The sequence below is a fragment of the Altererythrobacter sp. CAU 1644 genome, from assembly GCF_029623755.1.
Classification (GTDB): Bacteria; Pseudomonadota; Alphaproteobacteria; order Sphingomonadales; family Sphingomonadaceae; genus Erythrobacter; species Erythrobacter arenosus.
Genome location: NZ_CP121106.1, coordinates 1,794,219 through 1,807,294, shown reverse-complemented (window position 1 = coordinate 1,807,294; position 13,076 = coordinate 1,794,219). Strand labels below are relative to the sequence as shown.

The window sequence follows — 13,076 nt, the reverse complement described above, 5'->3', positions numbered from 1 at the left end:
TTGGCGGCTTTGGGCGACGGCGCCTGCCTTTGCCGTACAACCAGCCATATCGAACGATCAGGAATGAAGGCACGCCAACCCGGCCATGCCGCTGCCTTTTTCAAGGACGATCCCGATGCGGTCGATTGGAGTCACGCTTGCCCTGGTGGCACTCGGCGGATGTTCCGCCATCCAGCCCGCGCGGATGCGCTTGCCTGTCGAATTATCCGCTGCATCGGCGCGGATGGTCTATTCCGGTATCGGCGGTTCCACACGCGGCAAATTCGCCGTGGGTGCATACCATGGCAGCTACGAACGGTCGGAGCAGCGCCTTGCCATTTTCGATGCCTTCGTGCGCAACTACGGCCATTCGGAATTCGAGATCGCGGGACCGGAGATCAGCTCCACCATCGAGACCCGGTGCCAAATGCGCGAGAAGGTGCTCGACTTCGGCATTGCCGAGTTCACCACCCGGCCCATGGCTTATCGCTGCGAGTTCACCGCCGAAGGGCGGGCGATCCCGTCGCGCTTCGAACTGCAGGAGGTATCCCGCGGGATCGGCGGCGCCCTGTCCCGTGAGGAACGTATGGGCGAGATTGCCTTGGGCGGGGAAACGGTGCAAATCCGTTCGGTCCACAAACTTGACGGGTCACCGATCGAAATGGCCAGTCCTATCGGATACGTTTTCGAACAACATGGCGAGCCGGTCGGTGCGGTTGAACTCAACGGCGCGCCGGTGCTCTATCTTGGCAACACCGCCGATCCCGGCCTTGTCCGTACGTTGACGGTAGCGGCCACGACGCTGGCCGTATTCTGGGACCCAGCCAACAGCGCGCTAGACGATGACTGAGAACCGTCTGGCCCGCATTTTTCGCGAGGGAGAGTGGCGCATCGCAACAGGCATCACCGTGAGTGTGTGGTTTGTCTCGTCGATTCTGTTCGTAGTGCCGATGCTGGTCGCTGGAACGCCTGTTTCATTCTATCTCGTTGCTTCAATCCTCGCGATAGCTGTTGCCGGCTCGCTGGTTTCCTTGGTCTTGATGGCTGCGATCTGGCGGTTATTCGAAAGTGGAGTGCGGCCGAAAATCGTGGTCGCCGGGGTGGCCATAGTCCTCGCGGCGATCCTGCTGACCCTGTTGGACCTCGCTGCTGCCGGAATCCTGACGTCGATCCAGCCGGGCAACCAGATGTCGAGTTCATTGACCTTTCGCGCCATCAACAACTTCGCGGTGTTCGTGCCGCACTTCGGCCTGCTGGGCGCGATCTATGCCTTGCTGGCCGATACGCAGCGGGCGGCGCGGCAGGAACGCATGCTGGCTGAAGCCAATACGCAGGCGCAACAGGCCAAATTGTCCGCGCTGCGCTACCAGCTCAACCCGCACTTCCTGTTCAATACGCTCAACTCGATTTCCTCGCTCGTGGTTACCAAGCGGAACAGCGATGCCGAGGCGATGCTCACAAGCCTCTCCGAATTCCTGCGCACCACCCTGGCTGGCGATCCCAATGCCATGCAGACGCTGGAAGGCGAGTTGGAAACGATCGATACCTATCTGGGGCTCGAACGGATCCGGTTCGGCCAGCGACTGGAGATCGTCATCGACTGTCCGGCGGAACTGCGCGAGGCGCAACTGCCGCACTTCCTGCTGCAACCGCTGGTTGAAAACTCCGTAAAGCACGGTCTCGCGCCAAGCGACTGCCCTGTCACCATCCGCGTGTCCGCCCGGGCGCAGGGATCTGAGCTGATGATCGCCGTCGAGAACGATTGCTGCTCCGAGGGCGCTGCAGGAAACGGTACAGGCGTTGGTCTGCGAAATGTCCACGAGCGACTGGAAACGGTCTATGGCGAGCGCGGGCGGCTGGAAACCATAGCGCGGGAAGCGGGCTTCATCGCCATCGTGCGGCTGCCGCTGGAATTCACAAACGCATGAGCCTGCGACTGCTGATCGTTGATGACGAGCAGCTGGCGATCGACCGGCTGCAGGAACTGCTGAGTGCGCTCGACAATGTCACCGTAGTCGGCACCGCCAACAACGCCCGCGCGGCGAAGGCGGCGATTGCAGAACTGTGCCCGGATCTCGTGCTGCTGGACATCCAGATGCCCGGAGGCAGCGGCATGGCGCTGGCCGCTGACCTGCCCGCAGAGCGGCGACCCGAAATCGCCTTCGTCACGGCATTCGAGAACTTCGCGCCCGATGCCTTTGCCGTCGATGCGATCGACTACCTGCTCAAGCCGGTCCGCTTCGACCGCCTGCGGCAGGCGATTGTCCGGGCCCAGCGCCGCAAGGACCTGGTTGCCGCTGCCCAGCGGGGCGAGGCGCAGGCAGAGGAAGCCAGCCGTTTCGTGCGCGAAATCTGGGTGACGATGCGCGACGGCCAAGTAAGGGTCGACGTCGCCATGATCGACTGGATCGAGGCCGCGAAGGATTACGTCCTGCTGCATACGGCAACCCGCAGCTACCTGCACCGGATGTCGATGAACGCACTTGAAGATATGCTCGATCCCAAGGAACTGATGCGCGTACACCGCTCTGCTTTCGTGCGGCCCGCCAGGGTCAACAAGCTGGAGCGACCGGGCAAGGGCAGCGTCAACCTCGTGTTGTGCGATGGCGTCAGCGTGCAGGTGGGACCAAGCTACGTAAAGGAAGTCCTGAGGGCAATTGGACCGGAGGCCGCCTGAGGCCTTCACCCAATGTTTCGACAGGAGGCAAAAAAGCCCGCCCGACCTTTCCAGGCCGGGCGGGGACGCTTCCAAACTCGGGGGGGCGGAAGGGGTGACGATTCTCAGAAGCGCATGCCGGCAGTCAACATGAGCTGGTGGCGGCTAGTCTCGAGGTCGGCATCCGAGAACCTGCCATAGCCGGAGTACCGGTATTCGATCCGGCCGAAGGGAGCACCAAGATCGAGTTCGACACCAGCGCCGAGGCGATAGCCATCCATGTTCTCGCTCACCGACATCGTCTCGTCGTCGAAGGTGTAGGACGCGCTGAAGCGCTGGTTGGTATAGCCGGCCTTGGCATAGGCCAGCACCGTATCGCTCAGCGGCACACCGATGCGCACGCCGGCATAGAGGTCGCGGCCCACCGACAGGCTGAGTTCGTCGCCGTCTTCGAGGATGTCAGCAGCCGTGGCTTTCACAGAGCTGTCAGTCGCTTCGATTTCGGCACCTACGAGCACACCGCCAAGATCAAAGTCGTAACCCAGCGCGATGCCGTAGACGAAACCATCTTCGGCATCGGTGTCGGCACCGGCATCGAACCCGTCGTAGCCGCCGGTAGCGCCAACCCAGGCACCATCGAACGCGTTGTCGTCCTGGGCCATGGCCGGGGTCGCAACGGACATCAGGGCGACGACCAGCGTCGTCGCAAGCAAATTACTCTTCATAAAGTCATTCCTCACTTCGTGACGCTTTCGTCACGTGTTGTCCAAAGTCCCGGTCGACCCGGGCTTCTGCTTGAGGAATGGCTCAAGAACTAAGGCTGCGCGCGGAGCGCGCGCTGAACCTTACCTGCCGCGCGACAAGCTTTGAATCATACGACGAACATTGGTTCTGGCGCGACCAAGTTTGAAATGGATCGTCTGCGATGTTTGGTCAAATATTGCAGTTCTATCGGCTCAAATGGGACGCCAGCGCCCAATGTCCGCTTTTGCCCTAGCCACAATTGAAGGCTGCCCTTCCGCTAGCGGCCCACTTTATGACATTGTGCAGGCAAAGACTGGCAGTTCCGGCAGAAGTGGGTTTGAAGTGGGTTTTGGCTTTTTGTCTACCCAAAGCGACCCACACAGGACCCAAAGCCAGGGCCAGCGGAACGAGCCGATCGCAGTATGTCTCGAATTTTCCTGCTAAAAGGGGTGGTGCCGCTTACTGGACTCGAACCAGTGGCCCCATCATTACGAAAAAGGAATTGCCATTGTTTTTATTATGTTTTTTTGTAAACTTTCCTCCCATTGATACTCTGACCCACCTCAGAAGACCCCAAACAGTGTAAACTTTCTTGATCAGAAATTCGGAGGATTTGTTGTGCCTCAGAGTTCTTCGAAACGAACAAGATTCCCAGCGACACCAGAGATTAGACGAGTGGTCTCTGCAGTGAGATCGATTGGGATCGTTGTGGTCGCGGTTGAGGTGGAGCCGAAATTGATACGAATATTTTCTACTGCAGCTTTGGACGAAAAAGCACCTGAGGAACGGGCTTACGAAAGTTACAAGGCTCTTTCAGATCGATCGAGGATCGACACATAGGTGGCAAAGAAGACTGAACCGAGTCACAGCGTACATGCAATCTAGATGCGCGCCCTAGCAAAACCCGAATGATTCATTTCACAGGGAAAACCTAGAGATACTGGCTGTCCTCCCTGACCGAATTACGCCACCAAAAAGCAATGACGAACACTAAGATCGAAAAACTGCAACCGCCTGTGACGTTCTTTGGCGACGCCAGCAGTAAGAACAGTGCCTATATGGTGGCAGGTGGGTTTGCAGTCTCTGCTCCTCGGATACAGGAAATAGAGGCTACGATCGCTTCCCTTCGCGAATTGATCGGAGGCAAGGAATTCCACTGGGCCGACTACAAAGGCGGACCCTCTCGTGCAGCGTACTCGGTTCTCGTTCAATACGCCTTCGAACTGGTCCACAACGGCCATGCGGCATTTCATGCGATCATTACCCCATTCAAGGGCTACAGGCACAAGAGGTCCCCTGGAGAGAATAAGGACACCAGTGTCAATCGGATGTACTTCCAATTGCTCCTACATAGACCCGCCAGATTTTACGGTCCGAAGCGGGACATTCACGTTCGGCTAGATGCTGGCGCAGATTCACAGGATATCTGCAGAATGCGAAATGAACTTTGCGCTACGGCTTATGAGAAATACCGAACGCGCCCTAACTGCATTAAGAGTCTACAGTCATACCCATCTCATCAGTCTGGAATTATTCAGATGGCTGATGTCGTGCTTGGCGGGATTGCGGCCAAGCGAAATGGCATAAAGCATACGACCGAGAAGGCCGCACTTGCTGACTTGATCCAAAAGAAATCGAAACACCCCGCGTGGGAAATCGATACCGGTAGGAACGCAAGAAACCTGACGATCTGGAACTTCAAAGGATCAAAGGAGTGATGGTTACCCTATAGCCCTATTCTCCATCGGGAGGCACAGGCTCGCAGGCCGTATTCGGGCTATAGGGGCCAGCTACCAGGATAGCACCGCATCTCAGGAACTCAAGATGAACCATTCTGGTCCAACTCGATCCACGATTAATTGCAATGGGGAGAATTATGAATCGAAGAAGTGTTTTCAACCACTTAGGCCTCAATAACTGTAAACGTCCCAAAAAACCACTTCTCTGTGTAAACTCACAGGAGAGGTAAAAGGCTGCTAAGTGATTGAAAAGTGGTGCCGCTTACTGGACTCGAACCAGTGGCCCCATCATTACGAATGATGTGCTCTACCAACTGAGCTAAAGCGGCACTCTCGCCCGGCCCATAATCGCCTTGCGGACGCGCCGCAACGCCATCTTGCGCCAGAAAGAAGTGGAGGCCCGAGCCGGAATCGAACCGGCGTGCAAGGATTTGCAGTCCTCTGCGTAACCACTCCGCCATCGGGCCTCGCCCCGCCCTTTCGGACAGGGAAGCGGCCCTCTAACGAGTCCGCTGGCCGATGGCAATCATTGAGATGGCTTCCGTTACGTCAATCTGGACGAAGCGAGGTGAAATGGTCAGGAGGCATGCGCATGAGTGTCCGCGCGCTTCTAGAACCCGTCACCGGCAGGGCCGGCCCGGCAACGCTATCTGCCGCCTCGAGCTGGCAACAGGGGCGCACGCTCTATGGCGGAGCCTCGGCGCTCATCGCCTACACGATGGCAAAGCGCGCCTTCCCCGACCTGCCACCGCTGCGCGCCGCCCAGATCGGCTTCGTCGCGCCGATCGGGAGCAAGGTCGAACTCGCGGCCGAGATCATGCGCGAGGGTCGCAATGTCACGCAGGTACGCAGCGAGATCCATTGCGAAGGCAAGCTCGCGCTGACCGCTTTCTGGCTGTTCGGTGCCGAGCGCGAACCGAACGCGATCCATCCCGCTTCGCAGGTGCAGGATTGGCCGGGCGCGCCAGAGGCTTTCGAACCGCTGAGCCTCGAACGCGGCCCGTCGTTCCTGAAAGAGAATTTCGAGATGCGCCGCGCCCAGGAATCCTCCGGTCCGGGCGAGCCCGTCGTCAGGCGCTGGTTCCGTCTGGTTGAACGCGATGCGCTAGACCCGGTCAGTGCGATGATCCTGCTGGGCGATACGCTGCCACCCGGTGCTATGCGGAGAATGCAACGGCAGGGGCCGATCAGCTCGATCAACTGGTCGCTCAACCTGCTCGAGCCGAACCCCACCACCCGCGATGGCTGGTGGCTGGGCGAAACGCGCAGCGAACATGCCGATCACGGCTATTCGAGCGAAAGGCTCTCGATGTGGAATACCAACGGAGTGCAGGTGATCAGCGGGCTGCAGTCGGTCGCCATCTTCGGTTGAGCGCCGGATCGGGGCTTCGTGTGGTTTTCAGACGTCGTCGAACTTCGGCGCACGTTTCTCCATACCCGCCATCACGGCCTCGACCTGGTTGCGTGACCGGATAATGGCATGCTGCTCAATGCTCTCTTCGAGCAGGATCGCATCGGTTTCACGGTCGACCATCCCGGCATGGAGCCGCTTGGCCGCACGGATCGCATGCGGGTTGCGGTTGGCAATCTCGGCCGCGATGGCGGTCGCGCGCGCATGTGGGTTCTCGTCGACATGCGTGGCGAGGCCGTATTCCTTGGCTTCCGCCCCGGTGAATTCGCGGTTGGTGTAGACGAGCTCGCGCAGCACGTCGTCACGCACGAGGCCGCGCCACAGGACATAGCCGCCCATGTCGGGGACGAGGCCCCAGCGCATTTCCATGATCGCCATGCGCGTCTCGGGATGGACCACGCGGATGTCGGCACCACTGGCGATCTGGAGCCCGCCCCCGAAGCAGACCCCGTGAACCGAGGCGATGACGGGGACAGGCAGCTTGCGCCAGACCATCGCCGCCTGCTGGGCGCGGTTGGAATTGCCATGGGTGCGCTCGGTCAGGTCCGGCTCGTCAGGCGCAGGCTGGCGACCGAAATTCGACAGGTCGAGACCGGCGCAAAAGGCGCGGCCCTCCCCAGACAGCACCACCGCACGGACGCCCTTCATCTTGTGCAGGACATGACCTGCCTCGATGATGCGTTCGAACATCTCCGGGTCGAGCGCGTTCATCTTGTCGCCGCGAATCAGCCGCACCTGCGCGACGCCATCATCGCCAAGATCTATCGATACCCGCTCGTTTGGAAGCATTGTCATGTCGTGGCCCCGTGATTGAATTTGCGTGCGCAAGGGTGGCACCGGCAATGGGCCCTGTCCAGCGCGGCTTCGCGCCCCAATCTACGTGCGGGTGCTGGTGAAGCGGTAGGAACTCGGTCCCGGAGGTGCATCGATCAGATACCCACCTTCTGGATGGGTTACGATCAGTTGCGCCAGTCCGAAGTGCGACAGCTTGGACCTGACCCGGGCGACATGGACGGCAACACTGTTGGTGTGCGGTTCGTGTTGGATGCGCCACACCTCGGAAAGCAGCTGACGTCGGGTAAGCCGCTCCCCCGGCTGCTGGGCAAGTCTCCAGATCAGCTCGAATTCCCGTGGATGAAGGCCGAGCCAGCTATCCTCGACCCGGCCGTCGCGATGCAACAGGTCAAGTGTCACGTCCCCGACCTCGCGGAAACGTGGCAGCAATTGATCGGCCTCGCGCGAAAGATCGCATGCGGCGCGTGTAGTCAAAGAAGTCCTCCTGCGCGCATCGAGTAGGCGCTGGCATCGGTTATGATGAGGTGATCGAGCAGTTCGATGTCGAGTGCGCGCGCTATGTCCGAGAGCTTGCGGGTGGCCTCGATATCGGCTCGGCTGGGCTTGCAATGGCCGGAAGGGTGGTTGTGGGCGATGATGAGTCCGCTCGCCCTTGCGGCCAGGGCTTCGGCAAAAATCTCGCGCGAACGGGTGCGGATGCAGTCCGAGCTATGACCACGGATGGCCTTCTCTCCGACGAGCCGCCGTTTCGAATCCAGGAACAGCGCGTGGAAGTTTTCCTGCCGGCTGGCTTCCGGCACCAGGCGCATCCTGAAAAATTCGACGATCACGTCGCTTCGCGCGCGGGTGTTCGCGTCCGGAACGGCGACGGTGGCAATTGCATTCACTGTTGCGACCTTCCCATTCGATCAGCTCGCCGGGCTCGGACAGAGACGACCGAGAAAGAAAGGGGGCTGTCCACGCCAGCCCCGGTAGTCACCAAATTCCTTGCGCCTTCGCAGGTGCCGAGCAAAGCCCAGGATCATCGCGACGAGAATGCCCCATGATGGCGCGAACACCATGACCGCGTAAGCGATCGGGGTGATGGATTCGACCAGTTCGCGGGTAAGGTGAGATGTCGCCGAAAGCAGCTGGAAGGCCGCAATCACCAAGGGATACAGCCGGTTGGCGTATAGTGCGATGATCACGAAGGCGATTGCGACGGCTACATCGAGCGCGGCATGGAAAGGGTCTATCGACTCAAGCACGTAATTAGCACCCGAAATCGCGTGATAGACCCAATCCACCGCCTCGATACCGATTAGCCAGGTCAGCGCTACGGCGCGTTCCGGCCCGCCTCCCCATCGCAGCATAGCCAGACACAGGATCAAGGCGCCGTAGGTTTGTACCTCGGCCCGATAGATGAAGATAAGATCTAGCATGCCACAGGATTGGCCTAGCGGCAGTTAGGAAACAACAGTCCGTTCGTCGGCGATCGCTGACGGCGTAATCTCCGTCGGCACGCCTTCGTCGCCTGATGCTTTTTCGCGGGCAACCTTGCTCAGCTCATCGTGGACGCGCAGCAGGCTGGTCGACATCGACATGGCATGTTGTTCGGCCTGGTTGAGGCGCATCAGTGCGCGCTGGCCGGTATCGACTTCGATGGCAGGGTTCTGACGGGCGATCAGCATGGCTTGCTTGAGCTTGGCGAAGGCCAGCATCGATTCATCGGCAAGCGCTTCGGCTTCGCGCATCAGCTTCTTGAGGTTGTAGGCGTCGTTGAGGATCCGGTCGGTCATGGGCAGTCTCCTGACCCGCCGCGCTCAAACGTCAGGTCGTGAATAATCCGCAGGGATGGCTGCCTTGCCCTCGAGAGCTTCGCTCACGGCCATTGTGGCCGTTACCGCCAGGATCACCGCGGCGAGAATGCCGAACGCGATCCCAACGATTATCGCGAAGCGCACGAGTACGGCATGATCGCCATCGAGCACCCCGGGGACAACCCTCGGCTCATCCAGTCGCTCCCACGGAGCGAGATGATCCAGTGGTAAGACATCGCCAAAGACGATCTCTCCCGGGTCGACCCGCCGCGGGTTGTCGCTGACGGAGTGTCCTGAGGGGACCTGATTTTTTGTATATGAAGTTTCGCTAAAGCCCCCTTCACCATCTTCGGGCGACTGGGTCTCCACACGGTAAACCTCAACCAGCTCGTTGAGGCTTTCTGCCCTGTAGATATCCTTCAGGGCTCGGATGTGCTGGTTAATGCGGGTTTCGGATACGCCAAGTTCCTGCGCGATCACCTTGATCGGGACGCGCCGGTCAATTCGCTCCATCACTGCCTGCTGACGGTCGGTCAGCGGCCGCGTGGCTGCGGAAGACATCTGCTTCTCCTCAACATCAATCGGCAGAATCATCGTATCATAGATGTTAACCAACTCACATTTTACGAGTGTGAATCTATACTAACTCTATTTTACAATACCTTACTAAGCCGCCGAGCTGTTGATACCGATCGACGAGAAGTATCGCTTGATGTTGCGCGCCGCCTGGCGCAGGCGCTGTTCATTCTCCACCATGGCGATGCGGACATAGCCTTCGCCCTGCTCCCCGTATCCGACGCCGGGCGCCACGGCGACCTTGGCCTCGGTCAGCAGCCGCTTCGAAAACTCCAGGCTGCCCATCGATTTCAGCGCCGGCGGTAGCGGCGCCCAGGCGAACATCGAAGCCGGTGGAGCAGGAATATCCCACCCTGCCCTGCCGAATGCTTCCACCATGATGTCGCGTCTCTTGTGATAGAGCAGGCGGTTGCTCTCGACGATGTCCTGCGGCCCGTTGAGCGCGGCGCACGCCGCTGCCTGGATCGGCGTGAAGGCACCATAGTCGAGGTAGCTTTTTACTCGCGTCATCGCGGCGATCAGCTGCTTGTTGCCGACCGCAAAGCCCATCCGCCAGCCCGCCATCGAATAGGTCTTGGACATGCTGGTGAATTCGATCGCAACATCCTTGGCGCCCTTCACCTGCATGATCGATGGGGTCGGGTTTCCGTCGTAATAGAGTTCCGAATAGGCGAGATCCGACAGGATCCAGACCTCGTTCTCCTTCGCCCAGGAGACCAGACGTTCGTAGAAGGCAAGATCGACCACTTCGGCTGTCGGGTTCGAAGGATAATTGACCACCAGCACGCTTGGCCGCGGGACGGTGAACGCCATCGCCTTCTCGAGGCTGACGAAATAGTTTTCGTCGGGCGTTGTCGGCACGCTGCGGATAGTAGCGCCGGCCAGGATGAAGCCGAAAGTGTGGATCGGGTAGGACGGATTGGGTGCCAGCACCACGTCGCCCGGTGCCGTGATCGCTGTGGCGAGGCTCGCCAGCCCCTCTTTCGATCCCATCGTCACCACGACTTCGCTCTCGGGATCGAGGTCGACCCCAAAGCGGCGCGCATAGTAATTCGCCTGCGCCCGGCGCAGGCCCGGTATGCCCTTGGACTGCGAATAGCCGTGCGCGGTCGGCTTCTGCGCCACCTCGCACAGCTTGTCGATCACGTGCTGCGGAGGCGGCTGATCCGGATTGCCCATGCCGAGGTCGATGATGTCCTCGCCCGCCTGACGCGCCGCATGCCGCATCGCGTTGACTTCGGCGATGACGTAGGGTGGCAAACGCTTCATGCGGTAAAAATCGCTCTGCATGGTGTCCTTCTTCTGGTTGTCGCGCGACCGGAACGATCGCCCTGCATACGAATCTACGCATATATCGGATGCAGTTGGAAGGCACTTTCGCTATGTCCGACTTAAGCACAAGGGACATTCCTGCGCGACAAAGGCATTGATTGGGCATGGCAAACGATACGAACGAATTCTGGGGCAAGCAGGCCGAGCCCTTCCGGGCATTCTTCGATATGCAGGGCGAAGCCATGCGCGAGATGTTCGGCCAGATGACCCCTCAGGGGCTCTCAGGCGCGATTCCGAGTGCCACCATGGCACCTGGGGACATGGCCGAATGGGCCAAGGTCGCCGGCGAACTCCAGCGCATGTGGCTCGAATTCGTGCAAGAGCGCGCACAGAAGGACATGGCCGGTGCCAATCCGATGGATCCGGCGCAATGGATGCTGATGACGCAGAGCCTGGCCAAGCAGGTGCCGATGGCCCCGCTCGAAAGCGCGCAGAAGATGGCAGGCGATGCGATGCAGATGTGGCAGAGCGTCTTCACCCGCTTCATGGCGGGCGGCGATCCCGAGGATAAGCCCGACCTGCCGCGCAAGGACCGCCGGTTCGCCGACCCGGCATGGCAGGACCACCCCGCATTCGCCCTGCTTCACCAGACCTACCTGATGCTTGCCGAATACTTCACCAAGGCGGCGCGGGATGTTGAGGGTATTGCGCCCGACAAGCGCAAGCAGCTCGAATTCGCGACCACCATGCTGGTGGAGGCGATGAGCCCGGACAATTTCCTGCTCACCAACCCGGTGGTGATGAAGCGGACAATCGAGACCAAGGGGCAGAACCTGGTGCGCGGGATGCAGCACCTGATCAACGATCTGCGGCGCGGCCAGCTGACGCATACGGATAGCGATGCCTTCACCCTGGGCGAGAATCTGGCCGCGACGCCCGGCAAGGTGGTGCACGAGACCCCGCTCTACCAATTGGTCCAGTACAGCCCCTCAACCGAGGAGGTCTACGAGACCCCGCTCGTCATCTTCCCGCCGTGGATCAACCGCTTCTACATTCTCGACCTGACGCCGAAAAAGAGCTTCATCAAATGGGCGGTCGATCAGGGCATCACCGTGTTCGTCGTCAGCTGGAAATCGGCCGACGCGAGCATGAAGGACGTGGTGTGGGACGACTATATCCGCAGCCAGATCGAAGCGATCGATCACGTCCGCGACCGGCTGAACGTCCCGAGCGTCCACACCATCGGCTATTGCGTGGCGGGCACCACGCTCGCTGCCACGCTTGCCGTACTCGCTCGGCGCGACGAGGCCGACAAGGTCAAGAGCGCCACCTTCTTCACCGCCCAGGTCGATTTCGAGAAGAGCGGCGAGCTCAAGACCTTCATCGACGACGGCCAGCTGGAGATGATCGGCAAGCTCTCGAGCGAAGGCTATCTCGACGGGCGCTACCTTGCCGCCACCTTCAACGCGCTGCGCGGCAAGGACCTGATCTGGAACTACGTCGTCAACAACTACCTGCTGGGCGAAGACTATCCGGCCTTCGACCTGCTGCATTGGAACGGCGACGTCACCAACCTGCCGGCCAAGTGGCACCGGGACTATTTGCGCGACCTCTATCGCGACAACAAGCTGGTCGTTCCCGATGCGCTGTCGGCCGACGGCACGCCGATCGACCTCACAAGGATCGAGACACCGGCCTATATCCAGGCGGGCAAGGAAGACCACATCGCGCCAGCTGCAAGCGTGTGGCGCGCAACCCGCCACTTCAAAGGCCCCGTCACTTTCCTGCTCGCCGGCTCGGGCCATATCGCAGGGGTTGTAAATCCGCCGGCCGCCAACAAATACCAGTACTGGACCGGCGACAGCTCCGCTGCTTCGCTCAAAGAATATGTCGAAGGAGCGGATGAGCACCCCGGCAGCTGGTGGCCGCACTGGCTCGACTGGCTTGAAAGCCACGGGGCCAAGAAAGTCCCCGCCAAAGGAAAGCGCAAGCCCGGCGGCAAGGGCGATAAAGTGATCGAGGATGCGCCCGGTCGCTACGTGAAAACGCGCTAACCCACTGTAAACACGGTCTATCTCAGTTTATTGTGCAGTGCACAAAAAATC

At 60.0% G+C, this 13,076-nt stretch carries 14 protein-coding genes and 2 tRNA genes; 6 read left to right on the top strand and 10 right to left on the bottom strand.

Features of this window, described 5'->3' with window-relative positions; genetic code table 11:
* Window positions 1-115: 115 nt before the first annotated feature.
* Genes P7228_RS08985 through P7228_RS08975 form a run of 3 tightly spaced genes read left to right on the top strand, consistent with a single transcriptional unit; the run spans window position 116 to window position 2,656 of the window.
* The gene (locus tag P7228_RS08985) at window positions 116-829 is read left to right on the top strand and encodes a VV20781 family protein (protein ID WP_278014902.1); all 714 of its coding nucleotides are present in this window, start codon (window positions 116-118) and stop codon (window positions 827-829) included.
* Window positions 822-1,907 carry a sensor histidine kinase gene (locus tag P7228_RS08980; protein ID WP_278014901.1) on the top strand — a complete coding sequence of 362 codons (1,086 nt, stop codon included), beginning with the start codon at window positions 822-824 and terminating at the stop codon, window positions 1,905-1,907. Before P7228_RS08985 ends, P7228_RS08980 begins: the two co-directional genes overlap by 8 nt.
* Window positions 1,904-2,656, top strand: a complete 753-nt coding sequence (locus tag P7228_RS08975; protein ID WP_278014900.1) for a LytR/AlgR family response regulator transcription factor — start codon at window positions 1,904-1,906, stop codon at window positions 2,654-2,656. Before P7228_RS08980 ends, P7228_RS08975 begins: the two co-directional genes overlap by 4 nt.
* Window positions 2,657-2,760: 104 nt before the next feature.
* Here P7228_RS08975 and P7228_RS08970 read toward each other — a convergent pair whose 3' ends face one another.
* Window positions 2,761-3,360, bottom strand: coding sequence for an outer membrane protein (locus P7228_RS08970; protein ID WP_278014899.1), 600 nt, complete (start codon window positions 3,358-3,360; stop codon window positions 2,761-2,763).
* Window positions 3,361-4,359: 999 nt separating this feature from the next.
* Here P7228_RS08970 and P7228_RS08965 point away from each other — a divergent pair.
* Complete coding sequence (locus P7228_RS08965; protein WP_278014898.1) at window positions 4,360-5,097, top strand: DUF3800 domain-containing protein; 738 nt, start codon at window positions 4,360-4,362, stop codon at window positions 5,095-5,097.
* A gap of 274 nt (window positions 5,098-5,371) precedes the next feature.
* Here the strand turns inward: P7228_RS08965 and P7228_RS08960 are convergent.
* Both P7228_RS08960 and P7228_RS08955 read right to left on the bottom strand, forming a co-directional pair.
* A tRNA-Thr gene (locus P7228_RS08960) sits at window positions 5,372-5,447 on the bottom strand.
* 64 nt (window positions 5,448-5,511) lie between these two features.
* Window positions 5,512-5,585 (bottom strand) — tRNA-Cys (locus tag P7228_RS08955).
* 125 nt (window positions 5,586-5,710) lie between these two features.
* Between P7228_RS08955 and P7228_RS08950 the strand changes: the two genes are divergently transcribed.
* Window positions 5,711-6,490 (top strand): acyl-CoA thioesterase, encoded by a 780-nt coding sequence (locus P7228_RS08950; protein WP_278014897.1) that lies wholly within the window; start codon window positions 5,711-5,713, stop codon window positions 6,488-6,490.
* 27 nt (window positions 6,491-6,517) lie between these two features.
* Here P7228_RS08950 and P7228_RS08945 read toward each other — a convergent pair whose 3' ends face one another.
* The 7 genes from P7228_RS08945 to P7228_RS08915 all read right to left on the bottom strand — a co-directional run bounded on the left by P7228_RS08945 (window position 6,518) and on the right by P7228_RS08915 (window position 10,989).
* The gene (locus tag P7228_RS08945) at window positions 6,518-7,324 is read right to left on the bottom strand and encodes a crotonase/enoyl-CoA hydratase family protein (protein ID WP_278014896.1); all 807 of its coding nucleotides are present in this window, start codon (window positions 7,322-7,324) and stop codon (window positions 6,518-6,520) included.
* Window positions 7,325-7,405: 81 nt separating this feature from the next.
* A complete protein-coding gene (locus tag P7228_RS08940; protein WP_278014895.1) occupies window positions 7,406-7,798 on the bottom strand; it encodes a winged helix-turn-helix domain-containing protein in 393 nt (130 codons plus the stop codon).
* Window positions 7,795-8,211 (bottom strand): JAB domain-containing protein, encoded by a 417-nt coding sequence (locus tag P7228_RS08935; RefSeq protein ID WP_278014894.1) that lies wholly within the window; start codon window positions 8,209-8,211, stop codon window positions 7,795-7,797. The genes P7228_RS08940 and P7228_RS08935 overlap by 4 nt, the downstream gene beginning before the upstream one ends.
* 21 nt (window positions 8,212-8,232) lie before the next feature.
* A complete protein-coding gene (locus P7228_RS08930; protein WP_278014893.1) occupies window positions 8,233-8,745 on the bottom strand; it encodes a hypothetical protein in 513 nt (170 codons plus the stop codon).
* 24 nt (window positions 8,746-8,769) lie between these two features.
* A complete protein-coding gene (locus P7228_RS08925; RefSeq protein WP_278014892.1) occupies window positions 8,770-9,102 on the bottom strand; it encodes a hypothetical protein in 333 nt (110 codons plus the stop codon).
* Window positions 9,103-9,126: 24 nt separating this feature from the next.
* Complete coding sequence (locus P7228_RS08920; RefSeq protein ID WP_278014891.1) at window positions 9,127-9,738, bottom strand: helix-turn-helix transcriptional regulator; 612 nt, start codon at window positions 9,736-9,738, stop codon at window positions 9,127-9,129.
* Window positions 9,739-9,789: 51 nt separating this feature from the next.
* Window positions 9,790-10,989, bottom strand: coding sequence for an LL-diaminopimelate aminotransferase (locus P7228_RS08915; RefSeq protein WP_278014890.1), 1,200 nt, complete (start codon window positions 10,987-10,989; stop codon window positions 9,790-9,792).
* A 146-nt stretch (window positions 10,990-11,135) separates the two neighbouring features.
* Between P7228_RS08915 and P7228_RS08910 the strand changes: the two genes are divergently transcribed.
* The gene (locus P7228_RS08910) at window positions 11,136-13,025 is read left to right on the top strand and encodes a PHA/PHB synthase family protein (protein ID WP_278014889.1); all 1,890 of its coding nucleotides are present in this window, start codon (window positions 11,136-11,138) and stop codon (window positions 13,023-13,025) included.
* Window positions 13,026-13,076: the final 51 nt, after the last annotated feature.

Coding starts and splice junctions, on each gene's coding strand:
- P7228_RS08985 (WP_278014902.1), top strand. CDS start 116: ATGCGGTCGATTGGAGTCACGCTTGCCCTGGTGGCACTCGGCGGATGT.
- P7228_RS08945 (WP_278014896.1), bottom strand. CDS start 7,324: ATGACAATGCTTCCAAACGAGCGGGTATCGATAGATCTTGGCGATGAT.
- P7228_RS08910 (WP_278014889.1), top strand. CDS start 11,136: ATGGCAAACGATACGAACGAATTCTGGGGCAAGCAGGCCGAGCCCTTC.
- P7228_RS08950 (WP_278014897.1), top strand. CDS start 5,711: ATGAGTGTCCGCGCGCTTCTAGAACCCGTCACCGGCAGGGCCGGCCCG.
- P7228_RS08930 (WP_278014893.1), bottom strand. CDS start 8,745: ATGCTAGATCTTATCTTCATCTATCGGGCCGAGGTACAAACCTACGGC.
- P7228_RS08970 (WP_278014899.1), bottom strand. CDS start 3,360: ATGAAGAGTAATTTGCTTGCGACGACGCTGGTCGTCGCCCTGATGTCC.
- P7228_RS08915 (WP_278014890.1), bottom strand. CDS start 10,989: ATGCAGAGCGATTTTTACCGCATGAAGCGTTTGCCACCCTACGTCATC.
- P7228_RS08980 (WP_278014901.1), top strand. CDS start 822: ATGACTGAGAACCGTCTGGCCCGCATTTTTCGCGAGGGAGAGTGGCGC.
- P7228_RS08975 (WP_278014900.1), top strand. CDS start 1,904: ATGAGCCTGCGACTGCTGATCGTTGATGACGAGCAGCTGGCGATCGAC.
- P7228_RS08965 (WP_278014898.1), top strand. CDS start 4,360: ATGACGAACACTAAGATCGAAAAACTGCAACCGCCTGTGACGTTCTTT.
- P7228_RS08925 (WP_278014892.1), bottom strand. CDS start 9,102: ATGACCGACCGGATCCTCAACGACGCCTACAACCTCAAGAAGCTGATG.